Raw genomic sequence first — 19,909 nt, forward strand, 5'->3', positions numbered from 1 at the left:
TTGATGCGACTGACCGGGGGTACGTCCGCGCGGCTCGGTGCAAGCTGGGACGGCAGAGGCACCAATTTTGCGCTGTTCTCGGCGAATGCGGAGAAGGTCGAGCTGTGCCTGTTCGACGGCCAGGGTCGCCGCGAGCTCGAGCGGATCGAGATGCCGGAACGCACCGAGGACGTCTGGCACTGCTACCTCAACGACGTCTCGCCGGGCCAGCTCTACGGCTATCGCGTCTACGGGCCCTACGCGCCGGAGCGCGGCCACCGCTTCAACGCCAACAAGCTGCTGCTCGATCCCTACGCCAAGCGGCTCGCCGGCCGGCTGGTGTGGAGCGATGCGCATTTCGCCTATCGCACCGGCAGCGCGCGCGAGGACCTCTCCTTCGACCGGCGCGACAATGCCCGCGGCATGCCGAAGGCGGTGGTGGTCGACGAGAGCTTCAACTGGGGCCGCCGCGAGATCCGGCCGCACATTCCCTGGGAAGATACCATCATCTATGAGGCCCACGTCAAGGGCCTGACGCAGAAGCGCGAGGACGTGCCGCCGAACCTGCGTGGCACCTATGGCGGCCTGTCGTCACCGGCGATGATCGACCACCTCAAGCGGCTGGGCGTCACCACCATCGAGCTGTTGCCGATCCACGGCCTGATCGATGACCGCATCCTGGTCGAGAAGAAGCTGGCGAATTACTGGGGCTACAACACCATCGCCTTCTTCGCGCCGGAGGCACGCTACGCCCAGGACAATGCGCTCGACTCGTTCCGCACCACGGTGGCGCGGCTGCACGATGCCGGCATCGAGGTGCTGCTCGACGTCGTCTACAACCACACCGCCGAGGGCAACCATATGGGCCCGACGCTGTGCTTCCGCGGCATCGACAACGCCTCCTATTACTGGCTGAATCGCGAGAACCCGCGCTTCTACGACGACTTCACCGGCTGCGGCAGCTCGGTCAACCTCACCCATCCGCGCGTGCTGCAGATGGTGATGGATTCGCTGCGCTACTGGGTCGAGGTCTGCCATGTCGACGGCTTCCGCTTCGATCTCGCCACGACCCTGGCGCGCGGGCCGAATGGGTTCGATCGCAACCACCCGTTCCTCACCGCGATCCGCCAGGACCCGGTGCTGGCAACCGCCAAGATGGTCGCCGAGCCCTGGGACCTCGGTCTCGGCGGCTACCAGGTCGGTGCGTTTCCATCGCAATGGTCGGAATGGAATGACCGCTATCGCAGCGCGATGCGGCGCTACTGGAGCGGCGAAGGCAGCCTGATCGGCGATATTTCGGGCCGCATGACCGCGTCCTCGGATCTGTTTCACCACGACAACCGCGCGACCCGCGCCAGCGTCAACCACATCACGGTGCATGACGGCTTCACCCTCGCCGATCTCTTCAGCTACAACGAGAAGCACAACGAGGCCAACGGCGAGGACAATCGCGACGGCTCCAACGACAATCACAGCAACAATTGCGGCCATGAGGGCCCGACCGACGATCCTGCCATCATCGCGCTGCGCCGCCAGCTCAGGAAGAATGCGCTGGCCTGCCTGCTGCTGGCGCAAGGCACGCCGCTGATCCTCGCCGGCGACGAGGTCGCGAACACGCAAGACGGCAACAACAACGCCTATTGCCAGGACAACGAGACCGGCTGGATCGGCTGGGAGAACCTCGGCACGGACGACGACGCCATCGATTTCATCGGCCACCTGACCGCGCTGCGGCGTCGCTTCGGCCAGATCCGCTGCCAGAGCTGGCTCGACGGCCGCCGCACCGACGGCAGCTACGGCGTGCTCTGGCTGACGCCCGCGGCGGAAGAGATGAAGGAATCCGACTGGAAATTCCCGGAGAGCCGATTCCTCGCCTATGTGCTGGGGCCGATGGAACCAGGACAGGCGCCGATCTTTATCGTGCTCAATGCCGCACCGCAGGAGATCGTGTTCAGGATGCCGAGGATGGCGGAATACAGGAACTGGCTGCAGGTCCTGAACACAACCAAGGCCGAGCAAACGGCTGAGCAATTCGCATCCGGCGCCGATACCAAGGCACCCCCGCGCTCGGTGCTGGCATTTGCAGGCTCCACATGAATAGACAGCATTTCGGCGCCGAGCTGACACCTGACAGCACGCGCTTCCGGCTGTGGGCGCCGGCGGCCAAGCGCGTCGACCTCTTGATCGACCAGCCGCATGCGCGAAGCCGCGATGCGCATACGCGGAGCCGGGATGCGCATGCGCTCACGCGCGATGCAGCCGGCTGGTACGTCGCCGAGATCCCGGGCGCGCGCGCCGGCACGCGCTATAGATTCCGCATCGATGACGAGGTCGATGTGCCGGATCCCGCCTCCGCGTTTCAGCCGGACGACGTGTTCGGCCCGAGCGAAGTGATCGACCACGCGGCCTTCAAATGGCGCGCGACTGACTGGCGCGGACGTCCCTGGCACGAGGCCGTCGTCCTCGAGGCCCATGTCGGTACCTTCACCCGAGAGGGCACCTATCGCGCCATGATCGACAAGCTCGATCATCTGGTCGCGACCGGCATCACCGCGCTCGAGCTGATGCCGCTGGCGGATTTCGCCGGGAAGCGCAACTGGGGCTATGACGGGGTGCTGTGGTACGCGCCCGACAGCGCCTATGGCCGTCCCGACGACCTCAAGACCCTGATCGACGAAGCGCATCTGCGCGGGCTGATGGTGATGCTCGACGTGGTCTATAACCATTTCGGCCCCGAAGGGAATTATCTCGGCCGCTATGCGCCCGCCTTCTTCAGTGACGCGCATACTCCGTGGGGCAGCGCGATCGACTATCGCGTGCCCGAGGTGCGTGCGTTTGCGATCGGCAGCGTGATGAGCTGGCTGCGCGACTATCGCTTCGACGGGCTGCGGTTCGATGCGGTCAACACCATCGTCGAAGCCGGCGAGATCGCCGTTATCCATGACTTCAGCAAGGCCGCCGGCAAGCTCGCCACCCAGACCGGCCGCTACATCAACCTCGTGCTCGAAAACGGCGACAACATTGCAAGCCTGCTCGATGCCGCCGAGGATCCGCCGCACGGCAAATTCCGCGGCCAGTGGAACGACGACTATCATCACGCCTGGCACGTGCTGCTGACCGGCGAGACGCAGGGCTACTATGGCGACTACCGGACGCCGAAGCAGGACCTCGCACGCGCGCTGTCGTCCGGCTACATATACCAGGGTGAAGTCTCGGAGTTCTGGGGCGGCAAGGCCCGCGGCGAACCGAGCGGCATGCTATCGCCGACCTGCTTCATCAACTTCCTGCAGAACCACGACCAGATCGGCAACCGGCCGCTCGGCGATCGTCTCGTCAGCATTGCCCGGCCGGAGGCGGTCGCGGCGGCGCAGGCGGTGACGCTGATCGCGCCGACGACGCCGATGCTGTTCATGGGCGAGGAATGGGGCGCGACGACGCCCTTCCCGTTCTTCTGCGATTTCAAGGGCGACCTCGCCAATGCCGTCCGCGCCGGCCGGCGCAAGGAATTCGCCTGGGCCTATGCCAAATATGGCGACGACATTCCCGACCCGCTCGCCGAGGCGACGGTGCGTTCGGCCGTGCTCGACTGGGCAGCGCTCGGCCATGATCCGGCGCGCGCACGGCTTGCGCTGGTGCGCGACCTGCTCGCCGTGCGCCGGCAGGAGATCATGCCCCGGCTCAGAGGGTGCCGCTTCGGCGACGCCACCGTGGCCGGCGACCTGTTGACGGCGCATTGGCAGATGGGCGACGGCGGCACGCTGCGGCTGACCGCCAATTTGTCCGATCGCGATATCCCCGATGGACCGGAGCCGAAGGGAACTGCGATCTGGGGCGGCGCGTTGTCGAGCGACCTCCCCGGCTGGGCGGTGCGCTGGCACATCGGATAGCACAATGCCTCCGGCGATCCCGATCGCGACCTACCGTCTGCAACTCACTGCCGATTTCGACTTCGATGCCGCCGCCGGCGTGGCGCCGTATCTGAAGGCGCTCGGCATCAGCCATGTCTATGCGTCGCCCTTCATGAAGGCGCGCAAGGGCTCGACCCACGGCTATGACGTCGTCGACCACACCAAATTCAACCCGGAGCTCGGGGGCGAAGCGGGCTTTGCGCGGCTGAGCGACGCATTGAAGCGCCATGATCTCGGCCTGATCCTGGATTTCGTACCGAACCATGTCGGCGTTCACTTCGCCGACAATCCATGGTGGCTCGACGTGCTGGAATGGGGACCGGTGTCGCCGCACGCGGTCTCCTTCGACATCGACTGGGACCAGTTGCCCTATCGTGCGCGCGGCGGCGTGCTGCTGCCGATCCTCGGCTCGTCCTATGGCCAGGCACTGGAGCGCGGCGACATCGAGCTGCGCTATGACGCGAACGAAGGCAGCTTCTCGGCCTGGTATTTCGAGCACCGCCTGCCGATCGCGCCGGAGCGCTATGGCGAGGTGCTGCGCACCGTCGTCCGCGAGGCCGCTGCCGAACAGAGCGCCGCCGGACGCGCGATGCTCGAGCTCGCCGCGCAATACCGGGGGTTGCGTCATCCCAATCGCGTCGAGGCGCCGGCGCTGAAGGCTGCGATCAAGGCGATCGAGGGCGGCGCCGACATCATCGGGCGCGGGCTCGATGCCTATCGCACCGGCGAGGACCGCCCGACCCAGACGCTGGCGCTGCATCATCTGCTGGAACGCCAGCACTACAAGCTCGGCCACTGGCGGCTGGCGTCCAGCGACATCAACTATCGCCGCTTCTTCGACGTCAACACGCTGGCAGGCCTCAGGGTCGAGGACGCCGCCACCTTCGAGGCGAGCCATAGCCTTGTGAAGCGGCTGATCGCCGAGGACCGGCTGCAGGGCTTGCGGCTCGACCATATCGACGGCCTGCGCGATCCCGCGCAGTACTTCCAGCGGCTGCGCCGCCTGATCCGCTCCGCGCAGGGCGCGAAAGCCAGACCGTTCTACATGGTGATCGAGAAGATCCTCGGCGAGGACGAGAAGCTGCCGAGATTCAGCGGCGTTCACGGCACCACCGGCTATGAATGGATGAACACGATCAGCCAGGCACTGGTCGACGGTCGCGGCCTCGATCCGCTCAACGAGATCTGGCGCCAGATCAGCAACCAGTCGCCGAACCTGACGCCGGTGTTGCGCGAGGCCAAGCAGCGCGTGCTGGAGACGCTGCTCACCAGCGAATTTACCGTGCTGGCGCGGCTGCTCGCGCGCATTGCCAGCGGACACTACTCGACCCGCGACTTCTCCGGCGACAGTCTGCGGCAGGCGCTCGAGCTCTATGTGCTGCACTTTCCGGTCTATCGCACCTATCTCACCGCCTCGGGACCAGCCGCGCATGACCGCGCACTGATCCGCGAGACCATCGAGCGCGCCCGCGCCGACTGGTTCGCCGCCGACGAAGGCATCTTCGATTTCCTGCGCGACGCCTTGACCATGGACTTGTTGCAGCCCGGCCGGCCGCCGCATGGCGCGCCGCGGGTCCGGCGCTTCGCGCTGAAGGTGCAGCAATTCACCGGACCGATGATGGCGAAGTCGCTGGAGGATACCGCCTTCTATCGCTATCACCGGCTGCTGGCGCTCAACGAGGTTGGCGGCGATCCGGCGGCGAGCGCGATCGCACCCGAGGCCTTCCACGCCATGATGCAGGCCCGCACCCGCGAATGGCCGCACGGCATGTCGGCGACCGCGACCCACGACACCAAGCGCGGCGAGGACGCCCGCGCCCGCATCATGGCGCTTGCGGAAATCCCCGGCGAATGGACCAGCGCGGTGGCGCGCTGGAAGGTGCTGAATGCGCCGCATCTCGTGCTCGACGGCAAGATGCGCGCGCCATCGGCGACGTTCGAATACATGCTGTATCAGGCCCTGCTCGGCGCCTGGGATCCCGACGATGCCTCGCTCGTCGCCCGCATCCAGGCCTACGCGCTGAAGGCAGCGCGCGAGGGCAAGCAGGAAACAAGCTGGCTCAATCCGCACCAGCCTTACGAGGCCGGCGTGAAAGCCTTTATCGAGCGGATCCTCGATCGCAAGACCTCGCCGGAATTCCTCGATGCGCTGGGGACGCTGGCGCAGCGCACGGCGTTGATCGGCGCGCTGAATTCGCTCAGCCAGATCACGCTGAAGGCAACCATGCCGGGCGTGCCGGACTTCTACCAGGGCACCGAAAGCTGGGATCTTTCGCTGGTCGATCCGGACAACCGCCGCCCGGTCGACTTTGCCGAACGGACAGGAATGCTCGCCGCACTGGAGACGCCGGATTGGGATGCGCTGGCGCAAGACTGGCGCGACGGCCGTCTCAAATTCGCATGGACGCGGCATCTGCTGCGGCTCCGCAACGAGATGGCCGATGTGTTCACCAGCGGCGACTACGTGCCGCTCGCGGTCAGCGGCCCGCACCGCGATCACGTCATTGCCTTCGCGCGGCGCCATGGCCGCGAGGCGGCCATCGTTGCGGTGGCAAGATCATTCGCCCCGTTCACGCAGGGCGGGCGCAGCTGGCCGCGCCCCGAAACTTTTGAGGGTGAAATCGACGCGGCTGGATATGCACTCAGGGATGGAGCAACCAGGATTCAGCTCTCGGCGCTGTTCGCCAATCTTCCGGTCGCGGTGCTAAAGGCCAAGGCCGCAACGGCGTCGAAACCAACCTCGAGGCGAGCGCGCTCACACGCCTAGAGCATTTTCGGTTCTGATTGAATCAGAACCGAAGCTCTAGATTCTTGTTTTGTCGCGTTTTCTTCACGCGAACCGGTGTCCACTTCGCTCGAAAACGCTCTAGTTTGATGCGTCAGCGCTTGGTCAGCAGCAATTTCCCGCGCTTCTGGATCGCCACCTGCGCGACCTCGGCGAACCGTTGCAGCAGCCACGGCAGCGTCACTTCGACCCGCACATGGGCATCCTCGACATCGACATGCCCGGCCGCGACCTGCCCCAGCGCCCGGACGCGAAAGCTCATCCGGTTGTCGTCCCAGCGCTCCTCGTCGACGCTCAGCACCGGCAGGTTCGCCGTCGCGCGCGACAGGCCCGTTTTCAAGCGGCGCATCGCCTCGTCGCGGCCGAGGCTATGGGGTATCGAAACGATCAGCGGCGCCGACATTGCGATGCACTCCTCCGTGGATTTCGTTGATGTAGTTCTGTTCCAAGGCAAACGGAAGAACCACACAGTTTTATCGCGCCGCCAACTCCGGAACCTTCACAGTTACGGGTTGTTTTCCTTCCCGAAGGGCAGAAACGAGACGAGCCCGCGGGGCTGAGGAGACGCTAGATGTCAATTGGAACGATCATTCTCATCATCCTGGTCATTGCGCTGCTTGGCGGCTTCAGTGGCATCGGCGGCGGACCGTTTTACGGCACCGGCTATTACGGCGGCGGCGGGCTCGGCCTCGTCGTCGTGATTCTGCTGATCCTGCTCCTGATGGGACGACTGTAGCGCGTGGCGGCGTTGCGTCCTGCCGATATCGACGACCAGCATCACCCGCGAAAGCGGGTGATGCTTCGTTGGACGGCGCTTACTGCGTCGCAAGCTTCTTCATCGCCGACTTGATCGACGAGGCCGCGTCCTCGTAGCCATCCCAGGCCTTCGTCTTCGCGAGCAAGGCCGGCACGGCGCGTAGCGTGAATTTCTTCGGATCGAGATCACCGCGCAGCTGCGGCCAGGTCAACGGCATCGAAACCGTCGCCCCCGGACGCGCCCGCGGCGACAACACCGCGACCGCCGTCGACATCCTGTCGTTGCGCAAATAGTCGAGGAAGATCTTTCCCGTGCGCTTGGCCTTGGACATGTTGATCAGATAGCGCTCGGGATCGTCCTGCGCCATCCACTGGCAGACCGCCTGCGCGAACGCCTTGGCCTCCTTCCACGTCACCTTGTCCCTGCTGCCAGCGAGCAGCGGTGTGACGACGTGCAGCCCCTTGCCGCCGGTGGTCTTGCAGAAGCTTTCGAGACCGACCGCGGTCAGCCGTTGCCGCATGTCCTTGGCGGCATCGATCACGTCGGTGAATGCGACATCGGGCGCGGGATCGAGATCAAACACAAGCCGGCCCGGCGTGTCATAGGCATCGGGCGCGCAATTCCAGGGATGCAGCTCGAGGCCGCCGGCCTGCGCGACCGCCGCCAGGCCCTCGATCCGGTCGATCTGCAGATAGGGTTTGCGGTCACCCGAGACCTTCGCAAGCTTGAGCAGTTTTGATGTGCCGGCCATCGCATGACGCTGGAAGAAGGTCTCGCCCTTGATGCCGTCGGGCGCACGCACGATCGAGCACGGCCGGCCCTTGAGATAGGAGATCATCCATTCGCCGACCGCCGCGAAATAGTTGGCGAGGTCGCGCTTGGTGACCGGCTCGCCATCGCCCGCATCAGGCCACAGCGCCTTGTCCGGATGCGAGATGACGACCCCCATCACCTCGCTGGACGCCTTCCCGGTGCCCTTCTTCGCCACGCCCTTGGCCATCGGCTTCACCACTTTGGTTACAACCGGCCGTTCGGCCTCGACCTGGTGCGCCGGCTTGTCCTGGCGCAGGCCCTTGAAGGCGGCCTGGCGGATATTGCCGGCGTCGGTCCAGCCGGCGAACTCGATCTCGGCGACCAGCTCCGGCTTCAGCCAGTGCACGTCGCGGGTCTTCTTCGGCGCGTCCTTGCCGCCGAACGGGCTCTTGTCCGCCTCCGCCGCTTTCAGCGCCGGCATGATGCGGCGGACCGTGTCCTGGCCGAAGCCGGTGCCGACGATGCCGACAAACGCCAGATGATCGCCGCGATAAACGCCCGCCATCAGCGAGCGGAATTTGCCGTCGGTGGTCTTCCAGCCGCCGAGCACCACCTCGTGGCCGGCGCGGATTTTTGCCTTGGTCCAGTCGTCGGAGCGGCCGGAACGGTAGGCACCGTCGAGCCGCTTGGAGACGATACCTTCGAGGCCGAGCTTGCGCGCGGATTCCAGCACCGCCTCGCCGCGCTCCTCGAAATGTTCGACATAGCGGATCAGGAGGTTCTTGCCCTTGCGTGCCGCGAGCAATTGCTTCAGCCGCGTCTTGCGCTCGGCGAGCGGCAGCGGGCGCAGGTCCTCGGTGCCGGCGAACAGCAGGTCGAACGCGTAGAAGATCAGCCGATCCGTCTTGCCGTCGGAGAGCGCGGCCTGCAGCGTCGAAAAATGCGGCGTGCCGTTCTTGTCGAGCGCGACGATCTCGCCATCGATCAGCGCGTCGGGCAGCTTCTCCGCCTCCTTCACGATCGCGCCGAACTTGGCGGACCAGTCGAGCCCCTTGCGCGTCTTCAGCACGGCCTCGCCGTCTTCGACGCACAACTGCACGCGGTAGCCGTCGAACTTGATCTCGTGGCACCAGCCCGTGCCATTGGGTGGAGACTCGACCGCGGCGCAGAGCTGCGGCGCGACGAAATCGGGCATCTCCGATACCTGCTTCGGTTTCGGCTGCCGCGCCAGTTTCAGCCGCTCCTTGGGCGCCGGCGCCTTGGTCCTGGCGCGCGCGTCCGCAGCAATGCCGTGGTTGGACTGCCAGACCGCGTCAGCTTTGGCCTTGCCATTACCCTTGGCCAGCATGAACGGCTTCGGCGCCCGGCCCTTGCCGGCCGCGATCTGCGCCATCGAGCGTCCGGAAGCGACCGAACGGTCCTCGTCGAGGATCTCCTCGCCGTTGCCATCAACGGCATATTCGTCGCGGTGCTTGATCAGGAGCCAGTTGGTGCGCTTGCCGCCGAAGCGGTCGCCCTTCATCCGCACCAGTACCCAGCTGCCGTGCAGCTTGTCGCCCTCAAGCGTGAACTTCAGGTCGCCCTTCCTGAAGCCGCGCTCGGGATCGTCCGATTCCCAGATGCCGCGATCCCACAGCTGCACCGTGCCGCCGCCATACTGGCCTTCGGGAATGGTGCCTTCGAAATCACCATAGTCGAGCGGATGATCCTCGACCTCGACCGCCAGCCGCTTGTCATGCGGATCGAGCGACGGCCCGCGCGTCACCGCCCAGGACTTGAAGACGCCGTCGAATTCGAGCCTCAGATCGTAATGCAGCCGCGTCGCGTCGTGCTTCTGGATGACGAAGCGCCGCTGCTTGCTAGGTGCGACCTTGACGTCGCCCGACGGCTCGCTGGTCTTCTCGAAATCGCGCTTCTTGCGATAGGTGGACAGGTTTCTCAGCGACACAACAAACCTCGGCAAACCCTCGGCGCAAACGACGGCCGCCGCCTCCGTGCGGCCATCAGGAACCAAAACCCACGGTATCCGTTCAAGTTCCAAACTCAAGCTGTTTGGAGGCGATCATGGCCGCTCCCCGCGCCTACTGGAAAGGCACGCTCAAGCTCTCGCTGGTGTCATGTCCGGTGGCGCTCTACCCGGCCTCGACCGCGGTCGAGAAGACCCGCTTCCACATGATCAACCGGGAGACCGGCAACCGGCTGAAGCAGCAGATGGTCGATACCGAGACCGGCGACGTTGTCGAGGGCGACCAGAAGGGCCGCGGCTACGAGGTCAGCAAGGGCAAATATGTCGAGATCGAGAAGGACGAGCTCGAGGCGGTCCAGATCGAGAGCAACCATACCATCGACATCGACAGCTTCGTGCCCGAGGGCGAGATCGACAAGCGCTATCTCGACCACCCCTACTATATCAGGCCCGACGGCAAGGCCGGCGTCGACGCGTTCGCGGTGATCCGCGACGCCATGAAGGATCAGGACCGCGTCGCGCTGGCGCGGATCGTGCTGACCAACCGCGAGCATGTGATCGCGATCGAGCCGCTCGACAAGGGTATGCTCGGCACCACCTTGCGCTACCCCTACGAGCTGCGCGATGCCGACGATTATTTCGACGACATCAAGAGCCCGAAGGTCACGAAGGACATGATCGAGCTCGCCGGCCATATCCTCGACAGCAAGGCTGCGCATTTCGATCCGTCGAAATTCAAGGACGAGTATGAGACCGCGCTGAAGGCCCTGGTCCGCCGCAAGGCGGCCGGCAAGCCGATCAAGGCCGCCGAGCGCGAGCAGAAGCCAAGCAACGTCGTGAGCCTGATGGACGCGCTGCAGCAGAGCCTCAAGAGCGGCAAGAGCGGCGCAAGGCGCTCGCGCTCCACCGCACGCCGCCCGACCGCACATCGCCACGCCGCCAAGAAGGCGCACCGGTCAAGCGCGCGGCGACGCAAGGCGGGGTGAGATCTCTCGTCCTTGCGAGCGCAGCGAAGCAATCCATCTCTCCACATACGCGGAGGGATGGATTGCTTCGTCGCTACGCTCCTCGCAATGACGGATGGATGCAACTCGTCCGCTACTTCTTCTTCGAGCTCTTCCGCTTCTTGGCAGTCTTGCGCTTCTTCGCCGTCTTCTTCTTGGACGCCTTCTTCGGCACCTTCCGCCCCTTGGCACGCGCCTCGGATAGCCCGATCGCGATCGCCTGCTTACGGCTCTTCACCTTCTTCTTGGAGCGGCCGCTGCGCAGCGTGCCGGCCTTGCGTTTCTTCATCGCGCGCTCGACATCGCGCGATGCTTTCCGCGAATATTTCCTTGCCATGGGTTCTCTCCCGGTGAGGGAAAACAAGCCTCGATGGCAGCGAAAGTTCCGTTTGGTGTCGTCGGGCGACGGCACCAACGTAGCCCGCATGAGCGCAGCGACATGCGGGAGATGCCCCGGATATCGCTTCGCTCATCCGGGCTACATGTTAGTCCGCCGCGCGCAGCCGATAGCCGATGCCGGTCTCGGTCAGCACGAATTGCGGACGCTCGGGGTCGGCCTCGATCTTCTGGCGAAGCTGGCGCACATAGACGCGCAGATATTGCGCGTCGGTCAGCTCGTCCCACAATTCCTTCAAGAGGAAGCGGTGGGTCAGCACCTTGCCGGCATGCTGCACCAGCACGCGCAACAGGTCGTATTCCTTCGGCGACAGCTTGATCTCCCTGTCGCCGACCTTGACGATCCGGCGCACCAGATCGACCGAAAGATCGCCGGAGCGAAACACCGGCCGCTCGCCCTGCACCTGCAACTGGTGGCGCAGCGCCGCGCGCAACCGCGCCAGCAATTCGTCCATGCCGAACGGCTTGGTCAGATAATCGTCGGCGCCGAGATCGAGCGCCTGCACCTTGCCGGCCTCGTCGCCGCGGCTCGACAGCACCACGATCGGCACGCTCTCGTTGCGGCCGCGGATCATGCGCAAGAGATCGTGGCCCTGGATGTCGGGCAATCCGAGGTCGAGGATGATCAGCGCCGGCCCCTCGGCCAGCATCTCCAGCGCCAGCTTGCCGTTGGAGGCTTCGAGAATGTCGTAGCCCTGCGTGCTCAGCCCCATCCGCAGCAGCTTGCGGATCGGCGGCTCGTCGTCGATGACCAGGACCTTGATCGGCGTGGCGTTCATGCAGCAGTGTCCAGCGCGTTGGTGTCGGCGGGGATCGGCAGGCGGATCGTGATGACGGCGCCGCTGCGGTCGGCGCGGTTGGCCGCCGCGATCGTGCCGCGCATCGCCTCGACGAAGCCGCGCGAGATCGCAAGCCCGAGGCCGGTGCCGGGGCGGACATGGTCGCCCTTCTCGGCGCGATAGAATTTGTCGAACACGCTTTCGAGCTCGGCCGCGGGAATCCCGTTGCCTTCATCGAGGATCTGCAGTGCGATCGTGTCGCGGTCGCGGGCGCCGCGGATCGAGATCGTGGTGTCCGATGGGGCGTATTTGGCGGCATTGTCGAGCAGGTTGAACAGCACCTGCTCGAACAGCACGGCGTCGAGCTCCAGCATCGGAAGGTCGGCCGCGAGCTCCAGCGACATCCGGTGATGCACCAGGATCTTGCTCGCCCGTCGCAGCGCGCTGCCGACGATCTCGCCGACATCGTGCCGCGCCGTGTTGGGCACGATCGCGCCCGATTCCAGCTTGGTCATGTCGAGCAGATTGGCGATAAACCGATTCAGCCGCTCGGACTCGTCGATCACGGTGGCGAGCAGATCGTGCTTCTGGGCATCGCTCAGGTTGGCGCCGAGATCGCGCAGCGCCGAGGCCGAGCCGAGCACCGAGGCCAGCGGCGTCTTGAGATCGTGCGAGATCGAGGTCAGGAGCGCGCCGCGCAGCCGGTCGGATTCCACCGTGCGCTTGACGCGGTCCATGTCCTCGACCAGCAGCACGCGCTCGATCGCCAGCGCACCCTGATCGACCAGCGCGTCGAGCAGCCGGCGCTGGTCCGGCGTCAGCAGGGGCCCGGTGCGGTCGTCGTCGATGCCGATCACCCCGATCGGACCGCGGCCGGTGCGCATCGGCAGGAACAGCCGTTTGCCGCCCGGCAGCGTGTCCGAGCCGCGGCCGGCCGGGCGATCGTTGCCCCAGGCCCAGTTGGCGGCGGCAAGGTCGGCCTGATCGAGCTGATCCTCCGGCGGATAGCCGCTCTTGACGGTCAGCATCCCGTCCTCCGGCAGCAGCAGCACCACGCGCACCTTGAGCATCAGCGCGATCTGGTAGGCGGTCGCCCACAGCACGTCGTCCAGTGTCGCAGTGCCGGCAAGCTTGCGGCTGAAGGCGTAGAGCGATTCGGTGGTGCGGACGCGGCTGATCGCGGTGTCGGCCTGGGTGCGCACCCGCGCCGCAACGTTGGAGACCAGAAGCGCGATCAGCATGAAGAAGAAGAACGCCGCGACATTGGTCGGGTCGGTGATGGTGAAGGTATAGACCGGCGGCAGGAAGAAGAAATTGTAGCACAGCGAGGCCGCGACGCTCGCCAGCAGCGACGGCCCGAGGCCGTAGCGCGCCGCGGCGCCGACCACGGCGGTGAGAAAGACAAGGTCGACATTCTCGATGCCGAAGAACGGCTGGATCAGCTTGGCCGCGCCGAGCCCGAGCGCCGCCAGCAGCAGCGCCATCAGATAGGGCCGCGGATTGAACGGCTCCTGCCGCTGCGCGGTCTGCACCGCCGCCTTGCCGACCGGCAGCTCGTCGCCGGCGATCACGTTGACGCTGATATTGCCGGCACGACGCACCAGATCGTGCACCACGGATCCATGCGTCAGCTCGAACCAGCGCGAGCGCGTCGACTTGCCGATGATGATCTGGGTGACGTTGTTGGCCTGGGCGAAATTGATGACGTCGTCGGCAATGCGGCGGCCGACGCCGGGAAGCGTCAGCGCCTCGCCGCCGAGCGATTCCGCGAGCCGCATGGTGTCGGCCAGCCGGTCGCGCTGCTCGTCGCTCAGCTGCAGGCTGCGCCGCGTCTCGATGCTGACCGCGGTCCATTGCGCATGCAGCCGGTCGGCGAGGCGCTTGGTGTAGCGCACGAGGCCGGCCGCGCGCGGGTCCTCGCTCAGGCACACCAGGATGCGCTCGCCGGCGGCCCAGGGGCCGGCAATCGCATTGGCCTGCATATGGTTGAGCAGCTGCTCGTCGACCCGCTCTGCGGTGCGGCGCAGCGCCAGCTCGCGCAGCGCGGTCAGATTGCCGGGCGAGAAATAGTGTTCCAGCGCCCGCTCAGCCTGCTTGGGCACGTAGACCTTGCCCTCCTTCAGCCGCTGGATCAGATCGTCGGGCGTCAGGTCGATCAGCTCGATCGCATCGGCGCGATCGACCACCGAGTCGGGCACCGTCTCGCGCACCCGCACATGGGTGATCTGCGCGACGACGTCGTTGAGGCTCTCGATGTGCTGGATGTTGATCGCGGTGTAGACATCGATGCCGTGCGACAGCAATTCCTCGACGTCGAGATACCGCTTGGGATGCCGGCTGCCCGGCGCGTTGGTATGGGCGAGCTCGTCGACCAGCGCCAGCTGCGGCCGCCGCGCGATCAATGCGTCGAGGTCCATCTCCTCAAGCGTCTGGTCGCGATAGGCCAGCCGCTTCCGCGGCAGCACTTCGAGACCCCTGAGCAGCGCCTCGGTCTCGATCCGACCGTGGGTTTCGACGACACCGACCACGACGTCGACGCCCGCCTTGAGGCGGGCGTGGGCGCTCGAGAGCATCTCGTAGGTCTTGCCGACGCCGGGGGCGGCGCCGATGAAGATCTTCAGCCGTCCCGATCGATCGGTCTCCCGGCGCACCGCCTCCAGCAGCGCATCCGGCGAGGGTCGTTTGTCAGGGTCGCGCTGATTGGCCATACCGCAATATAGTCATCCTGCGAGAGACAGCCTACTCCCCTATTTTGCGTTTGCCGCGTCGAGCGCCAGGTTGAGCGCAAGAACGTTAACGCGGGGCTCGCCGATCACGCCGGCGAAGCGGCCCTGCGTGTTCTGCGTCACCAGCTCGCGCACCGCGTCCTCGGACATGCTGCGCGCCTTGGCGACCCGCGGCACCTGGAACAGCGCAGCGTCCGGCGAGATATCCGGATCGAGCCCACTGCCCGACGTGGTCACGAGATCGACCGGCACGGTGGCGGACGGGTTCTCCGCCTTCAGCTTCTCGACATCCTCCTTGACCCGGTCGTTCAGCGCCTTGCTGGTCGGACCGAGGTTGGAGCCGCCGGAGTTGGCCGCGTTATAGGGCGCCGGCACGGTCTTCGTGGAGTCATTCGGATCGGGCGCGACCGTCGCCGACGGCCGGCCGTGGAAATACTTGTCCTCCTTGAACTCCTGCCCGATCAGGGCGGAGCCGATCACCTTGCCGTCCTGCTCGATCAGGCTGCCTTGCGCCTGCCGCGGGAAGATGACGCCGGCGATCCCGGTGATGGCGAGCGGATAGGCAAGGCCCGTGATCGCGGTCAGCAGGACCAGCACGAGGATGGCGGGGCGGATTTCTTTCAACATGATAGGTCTCCTAAGTCTCCTTCGTCATTGCGAGCGAAGCGAAGCAATCCATGGATCGGCATAACGGATGGATTGCTTCGTCGCGCTTCGCTCCTCGCAATGACGTTGTGGTTAGGCCAGGCCCAAAGCGGCGACGACGAGGTCGATCGCCTTGATGCCGATGAACGGGATGATGATGCCCCCTAAGCCGTAGATCATCAGGTTGCGGCCGAGCAGCGCGCCGGCACCGACCGCGCGATACTTGACGCCCTTCAGCGCCAGCGGGATCAGCGCGATGATGATCAGCGCGTTGAAGATGATCGCTGACAGGATCGCGCTCTGCGGGCTCGCCAGGTGCATGACGTTCAGCACCTGGAGCTGCGGATAGAACGCGAGGAACATCGCCGGGATGATCGCAAAGTACTTCGCGACGTCGTTGGCGATCGAGAACGTGGTCAGCGCGCCGCGAGTCATCAGCAGCTGCTTGCCGATCTCGACCACCTCGATCAGCTTGGTCGGGTTGGAATCGAGGTCGACCATGTTGCCCGCCTCGCGGGCGGCCTGCGTGCCGGTGTTCATGGCGACGCCGACATCGGCCTGCGCCAGCGCCGGCGCGTCGTTGGTGCCGTCGCCGCACATCGCGACCAGCTTGCCCTTGGACTGCTCGTCGCGGATCAGCTTGAGCTTGTCCTCGGGGGTTGCCTGCGCCAGGAAGTCGTCGACGCCGGCTTCGGCCGCGATCGCGGCCGCGGTCATCGGGTTGTCGCCGGTGATCATCACGGTGCGGATGCCCATCCGGCGCAGTTCGGCGAAACGCTCGCGGATGCCGCCCTTGACGATGTCCTTGAGATGCACGACGCCGAGCAGCTTGCCGTCCTTGGCGACGGCCAGCGGCGTGCCGCCGGCCTTGGCGATCTCGTCGGCGATCGACTGGATCTCGCGCGCTTCCGCGCTCATCGTCGCCGCGACCGCGCGGACGGTGTTGCCCGAGGCGACGGTGCGGGGCGGGCCGCCGTCGACATAGCCGAGGATGGCGTCGACCGCGCCCTTGCGGACCGATGACGTGCCTGCATCGATGCCGCTCATGCGGGTCTGCGCGGTGAACGGCACGAATGTCGCGGCAAGCTCATGCATGTCACGGCCGCGGATGCCGTATTTCTCCTTGGCGAGCACCACGATGGAGCGGCCTTCCGGCGTTTCGTCGGCTAGCGAGGCAAGCTGCGCCGCGTCGGCGAGGTCCTGCTCGGAGACGCCGCGGATCGGACGGAATGCGGTCGCCTGGCGGTTGCCGAGCGTGATGGTGCCGGTCTTGTCCAAGAGCAGCGTATCGACGTCGCCGGCGGCTTCCACCGCTCGGCCGGACATCGCCAGCACGTTGAAGCGCACCAGGCGGTCCATGCCGGCGATGCCGATCGCCGACAATAGCGCGCCGATCGTGGTCGGGATCAGCGTCACGAACAGCGCCACCAGCACCACGACCGAGATCGAGCCGCCGGCATAGGCCGCATAGCTCGGGATCGTCACCGTGGCGAACACGAAGATGATGGTAAGGCCCGCCAGCAGGATGTTGAGCGCAATCTCGTTCGGCGTCTTCTGCCGCTCGGCGCCCTCCACCAGCTTGATCAAGCGGTCGATGAAGGTCGAGCCTTGCGCCGCGGTGATGCGGACGCGGATCCAGTCCGACAGCACCTGGGTGCCGCCGGTGACCGCGGAACGATCGCCGCCGGACTCGCGGATCACCGGCGCGGATTCACCCGTGATCGCCGCTTCATTGACCGAGGCCACGCCTTCAATCACCTCACCGTCGGACGGGATGTTGTCGCCGGCCTCGACCAGCACGATGTCGCCGACCTTCAGCGAAGTGCCGGGCACCATGCGATAGGTCCGGTCGGTACCGGTGAGCAGCTTGGCCTGGCTCTCGGTGCGGGTCTTCTTCAGCGATTCCGCCTGCGCCTTGCCGCGGCCTTCGGCGACGGCCTCGGCGAAGTTGGCAAACAGCACCGTGAACCAGAGCCAGAGGATGATCTGGAAGGTGAAGCCGAGATTGGCGCTGCCGGTGACGAGGTCGCGGACGAAGATCACCGTGGTCAACGCGGCCACGACCTCGACCACGAACATCACGGGGTTCTTCGCCATCAGGCGGGGATCGAGCTTGACGAAGGCCGAGCGGATCGCCGGCACCAGGATCTTCGGGTCGAACATGGTCGACGCCGTCACCTGCTTCTGCAGTCTTGTGGTTTCCATGGTTGTCACTCCGGACAATTCGATCAGAACAGGGTGTTGGCGTTCATCGCGAGGTGCTCGACGATCGGCCCGAGCGCCAGCGCCGGGAAGAATGTGAGACCGCCGATGATCAGGATCACGCCGATGACGAGGCCGACGAACAGCCCGCCGGTGGTCGGGAAGGTGCCCGCCGAGGCCGGGATCGACTTCTTCTCGACCAGCGAACCCGCGATCGCCATCGCCGGCACGATCATGAAGAAGCGGCCGACGAACATCGCGGAGGCGAGCGTCAGATTGTAGAACAGGGTGTTGCCGGTGAGGCCCGCGAAGGCCGAGCCGTTATTGCCGGTCGCGGAAGTGAACGCGTACAGCACCTCGGTGAAGCCGTGCGGGCCGGAGTTCGCCATCGAGGCCACCGCCGACGGCAGCACCACGCCGACCGCGGTCCAGCCGAGATACATCAGCGGCAGCACCAGGATCGCGAGCATCGCCATCTTGACCTCGCGCGCCTCGATCTTCTTGCCGACATATTCCGGGGTGCGGCCGACCATCAGGCCGGCGACGAAGATCGCCAGCACGACGAACAGCAGCATGCCGTAGAAGCCGGCGCCGACGCCGCCGATGATAACCTCGCCGAGCTGCATGTTGATCAGCGGGATCATGCCGCCGAGCGCGGTGAAGCTGTCATGCATCGCATTGACCGCGCCGCAGGAGGCAGCGGTGGTGACGACAGCGAACAGCGAGGACGCGACGATGCCGAAGCGGACCTCCTTGCCCTCCATGTTGCCGCCGGAAAGGCCGAGCGCGTGCAACGCGGTGGTGCCATTGGCCTCCGCCCAATAGGTGACGGTGACGCCGGCGACGAACAGGACGCCCATCACGGCGAAGATCGCCCAGCCCTGACGCTCGTTGCCGACCATGCGGCCGAACACGTTGGTCATGGCAGCGCCGAGCGCGAAGATCGAGACCATCTGCACGAGGTTCGACAGCGCCGTCGGGTTCTCGAACGGATGCGCGGCGTTGGCGTTGAAGAAGCCGCCGCCATTGGTGCCGAGCATCTTGATCGCGACCTGCGAAGCCACCGGTCCGAGCGCGATGGTCTGCTTGCCACCCTCCAGCGTGGTGGCATCGACATAGGCGCCAAGCGTCTGCGGCATGCCCTGCCAGACCAGGAACAACGCATAGACGACGCAGATCGGCAGCAGCACGTAGAGCGTGCAGCGCGTGACGTCGACCCAGAAATTGCCGACCGTGCGCATCGACGAGCGGGTGAAGCCGCGGATCAGCGCCATCGCCAGCGCGATGCCGGTCGCCGCCGACAGGAAGTTCTGGTGGGTCAGGCCGACCATCTGGACCAGATAGGACAGCGTGCTCTCGCCGCCGTAGTTCTGCCAGTTGGTATTGGTGATGAAGGAGATCGCGGTGTTGAAGGAGAGATCCTCGGCAACCGCGGACTGGCCCGCTGGGTTGAACGGCAACACTGCCTGCAGCCGCATCAACCCGTAGATGATGGCGAAGCCACCGACGTGGAACAGCAGCATGGCGACCGTATAGGTCAGCCAGTGCTGCTCGCGCCGCTCGTCGACGCCGCCGACCCAGTAGATGCCGCGCTCGACCGGGCGCAGCACGGGCGACAGGAAGGTGCGCTCGCCATTGAACACGCGGGTCATGTACCAGCCGAGCGGTTTGACCAGCGCGGCAACGATCGCGCAAAACAGAATAATTTGAATCCAGCCGATGACGGTCATTGCGTCAAACCTTTCGAAGGGGAGCGAAGCGCAGCATCGACGCGAACAAGCCGAGCAACAGCCCGGTCAGCATCGCGTCGGCTAACAGAATTGTGCAAAGCGCTGACATCGCGGGCCGCCTAGAAGCGTTCGGGCCGCAGCAATGCGTAAGTGAGGTAGAACAGCAGGCCGAGCGACACGAGGCCGGCGAGCGAATAATCGAAGATCATCGCCGCCTCCATTACAGCCGTTCGCAGGCGTAGGCGTAACCGATGCCGGCCGCGAAGAAGCCGACCGCAA

At 65.6% G+C, this 19,909-nt stretch carries 14 protein-coding genes; 5 read left to right on the plus strand and 9 right to left on the minus strand.

Annotation, left to right across the window (positions count from 1 at the left end):
• The first annotated feature begins 3 nt into the window (after positions 1 to 3).
• The 3 genes from glgX to treY are packed head-to-tail and all read left to right on the plus strand — an operon-like array spanning position 4 to position 6,654.
• Positions 4 to 2,076, plus strand: a complete 2,073-nt coding sequence (glgX, locus tag QJT82_RS28955; protein WP_028342446.1) for a glycogen debranching protein GlgX — start codon at positions 4 to 6, stop codon at positions 2,074 to 2,076.
• A complete protein-coding gene (treZ, locus tag QJT82_RS28960; protein WP_028342447.1) occupies positions 2,073 to 3,866 on the plus strand; it encodes a malto-oligosyltrehalose trehalohydrolase in 1,794 nt (597 codons plus the stop codon). Before glgX ends, treZ begins: the two co-directional genes overlap by 4 nt.
• Before the next feature lie 4 nt (positions 3,867 to 3,870).
• Positions 3,871 to 6,654, plus strand: coding sequence for a malto-oligosyltrehalose synthase (gene treY, locus QJT82_RS28965; protein WP_028342448.1), 2,784 nt, complete (start codon positions 3,871 to 3,873; stop codon positions 6,652 to 6,654).
• 112 nt (positions 6,655 to 6,766) lie between these two features.
• Here treY and QJT82_RS28970 read toward each other — a convergent pair whose 3' ends face one another.
• On the minus strand, positions 6,767 to 7,075 hold the full coding sequence (locus QJT82_RS28970) for a polyhydroxyalkanoic acid system family protein (protein WP_016846775.1): 309 nt from the start codon (positions 7,073 to 7,075) through the stop codon (positions 6,767 to 6,769).
• Between the two features lie 168 nt (positions 7,076 to 7,243).
• On the opposite strand from QJT82_RS28970, the gene QJT82_RS28975 reads away from it, so the two are divergent.
• Positions 7,244 to 7,408, plus strand: a complete 165-nt coding sequence (locus QJT82_RS28975; protein WP_076823921.1) for a DUF3309 family protein — start codon at positions 7,244 to 7,246, stop codon at positions 7,406 to 7,408.
• A 79-nt stretch (positions 7,409 to 7,487) separates the two neighbouring features.
• On the opposite strand, the gene ligD is transcribed toward QJT82_RS28975, so the two are convergent.
• On the minus strand, positions 7,488 to 10,130 hold the full coding sequence (gene ligD / locus QJT82_RS28980) for a DNA ligase D (protein ID WP_051447981.1): 2,643 nt from the start codon (positions 10,128 to 10,130) through the stop codon (positions 7,488 to 7,490).
• A 116-nt stretch (positions 10,131 to 10,246) separates the two neighbouring features.
• Here ligD and QJT82_RS28985 point away from each other — a divergent pair, with 116 nt between their 5' ends.
• The gene (locus QJT82_RS28985) at positions 10,247 to 11,134 is read left to right on the plus strand and encodes a Ku protein (RefSeq protein WP_028342450.1); all 888 of its coding nucleotides are present in this window, start codon (positions 10,247 to 10,249) and stop codon (positions 11,132 to 11,134) included.
• Positions 11,135 to 11,246: 112 nt separating this feature from the next.
• On the opposite strand, the gene QJT82_RS28990 is transcribed toward QJT82_RS28985, so the two are convergent.
• The 7 genes from QJT82_RS28990 to QJT82_RS29020 form a co-directional block, all read right to left on the minus strand.
• Complete coding sequence (locus tag QJT82_RS28990; protein WP_018273106.1) at positions 11,247 to 11,489, minus strand: DUF6496 domain-containing protein; 243 nt, start codon at positions 11,487 to 11,489, stop codon at positions 11,247 to 11,249.
• Positions 11,490 to 11,637: 148 nt separating this feature from the next.
• Positions 11,638 to 12,327 (minus strand): response regulator transcription factor, encoded by a 690-nt coding sequence (locus tag QJT82_RS28995; RefSeq protein WP_028342451.1) that lies wholly within the window; start codon positions 12,325 to 12,327, stop codon positions 11,638 to 11,640.
• A complete protein-coding gene (locus QJT82_RS29000; RefSeq protein ID WP_264641780.1) occupies positions 12,324 to 15,035 on the minus strand; it encodes a sensor histidine kinase KdpD in 2,712 nt (903 codons plus the stop codon). Before QJT82_RS29000 ends, QJT82_RS28995 begins: the two co-directional genes overlap by 4 nt.
• Positions 15,036 to 15,074: 39 nt before the next feature.
• Positions 15,075 to 15,680 carry a K(+)-transporting ATPase subunit C gene (locus QJT82_RS29005; RefSeq protein WP_028342453.1) on the minus strand — a complete coding sequence of 202 codons (606 nt, stop codon included), beginning with the start codon at positions 15,678 to 15,680 and terminating at the stop codon, positions 15,075 to 15,077.
• Between the two features lie 111 nt (positions 15,681 to 15,791).
• Complete coding sequence (kdpB, locus tag QJT82_RS29010) at positions 15,792 to 17,903, minus strand: potassium-transporting ATPase subunit KdpB (RefSeq protein ID WP_028342454.1); 2,112 nt, start codon at positions 17,901 to 17,903, stop codon at positions 15,792 to 15,794.
• A 23-nt stretch (positions 17,904 to 17,926) separates the two neighbouring features.
• Complete coding sequence (gene kdpA, locus QJT82_RS29015; protein ID WP_028342455.1) at positions 17,927 to 19,630, minus strand: potassium-transporting ATPase subunit KdpA; 1,704 nt, start codon at positions 19,628 to 19,630, stop codon at positions 17,927 to 17,929.
• Between the two features lie 119 nt (positions 19,631 to 19,749).
• On the minus strand, positions 19,750 to 19,839 hold the full coding sequence (locus QJT82_RS29020) for a K(+)-transporting ATPase subunit F (RefSeq protein ID WP_016846764.1): 90 nt from the start codon (positions 19,837 to 19,839) through the stop codon (positions 19,750 to 19,752).
• Positions 19,840 to 19,909: the final 70 nt, after the last annotated feature.

The sequence above is a fragment of the Bradyrhizobium sp. Mp19 genome (assembly GCF_029952935.1).
GTDB lineage: Bacteria > Pseudomonadota > Alphaproteobacteria > Rhizobiales > Xanthobacteraceae > Bradyrhizobium > Bradyrhizobium elkanii.

What these genes read in the sequence shown, in the direction of transcription:
- glgX (WP_028342446.1), top strand. Translation starts at nt 4, where the DNA reads ATGCGACTGACCGGGGGTACGTCCGCGCGGCTCGGTGCAAGCTGGGAC.
- QJT82_RS28995 (WP_028342451.1), bottom strand. Translation starts at nt 12,327, where the DNA reads ATGAACGCCACGCCGATCAAGGTCCTGGTCATCGACGACGAGCCGCCG.
- QJT82_RS29020 (WP_016846764.1), bottom strand. Translation starts at nt 19,839, where the DNA reads ATGATCTTCGATTATTCGCTCGCCGGCCTCGTGTCGCTCGGCCTGCTG.
- kdpB (WP_028342454.1), bottom strand. Translation starts at nt 17,903, where the DNA reads ATGGAAACCACAAGACTGCAGAAGCAGGTGACGGCGTCGACCATGTTC.
- QJT82_RS29005 (WP_028342453.1), bottom strand. Translation starts at nt 15,680, where the DNA reads ATGTTGAAAGAAATCCGCCCCGCCATCCTCGTGCTGGTCCTGCTGACC.
- QJT82_RS28975 (WP_076823921.1), top strand. Translation starts at nt 7,244, where the DNA reads ATGTCAATTGGAACGATCATTCTCATCATCCTGGTCATTGCGCTGCTT.
- treZ (WP_028342447.1), top strand. Translation starts at nt 2,073, where the DNA reads ATGAATAGACAGCATTTCGGCGCCGAGCTGACACCTGACAGCACGCGC.
- QJT82_RS28985 (WP_028342450.1), top strand. Translation starts at nt 10,247, where the DNA reads ATGGCCGCTCCCCGCGCCTACTGGAAAGGCACGCTCAAGCTCTCGCTG.
- QJT82_RS28970 (WP_016846775.1), bottom strand. Translation starts at nt 7,075, where the DNA reads ATGTCGGCGCCGCTGATCGTTTCGATACCCCATAGCCTCGGCCGCGAC.
- QJT82_RS28990 (WP_018273106.1), bottom strand. Translation starts at nt 11,489, where the DNA reads ATGGCAAGGAAATATTCGCGGAAAGCATCGCGCGATGTCGAGCGCGCG.
- kdpA (WP_028342455.1), bottom strand. Translation starts at nt 19,630, where the DNA reads ATGACCGTCATCGGCTGGATTCAAATTATTCTGTTTTGCGCGATCGTT.
- treY (WP_028342448.1), top strand. Translation starts at nt 3,871, where the DNA reads ATGCCTCCGGCGATCCCGATCGCGACCTACCGTCTGCAACTCACTGCC.
- QJT82_RS29000 (WP_264641780.1), bottom strand. Translation starts at nt 15,035, where the DNA reads ATGGCCAATCAGCGCGACCCTGACAAACGACCCTCGCCGGATGCGCTG.